The following is a 405-nucleotide window of genomic DNA, read 5'->3' as shown; positions in this document are numbered from 1 at the left end:
ATATCCACTTTTGTCAGCAACTCCACGTTAAGTTCCGGTTCGCCTTCCCAGACATCCAGCACTACGCTTAACTTCTGGCCTTCATTCAGGCAGGTCAGCAACGCAGTATTATCGACGACTGCGCCACGGCAGGCGTTAATCAGAATCGCTCCCGGCTTCAGGCTACGGATCAGTTTTTCATCCGCCAGATGCAGCGTTTTGTACGGCCCATCTTTGAAGAGTGGCGTATGGAAAGTCAGAATATCCGCATGCTGAACTAATTCATCCAGCGAGCGGAAATCACCCTCATCCCCACGGTCAGCGCGAGGCGGATCGCAAAGCAAGGTTTTAATCCCTAACGCTTCCAGTCGCGCTTGCAATCGACGTCCAACGTTACCAACGCCCACGATCCCCACCGTACGGTCG

The 405-nt window shown here is 53.6% G+C and carries 1 protein-coding gene; it reads right to left on the bottom strand.

The annotated features are described in order from the left end of the window. The coding region (locus GRF61_RS24405) for an NAD(P)-dependent oxidoreductase (RefSeq protein WP_282447273.1) at positions 1–405 on the bottom strand (405 nt) is incomplete at both ends.

Origin of the sequence: Azoarcus sp. TTM-91 (assembly GCF_012911025.1) — a bacterium.
Taxonomy (GTDB): domain Bacteria; phylum Pseudomonadota; class Gammaproteobacteria; order Burkholderiales; family Rhodocyclaceae; genus Azoarcus.
The sequence above is the reverse complement of the archived record's forward strand: the minus strand, read 5'-3'. Positions and strand labels throughout refer to the sequence as shown.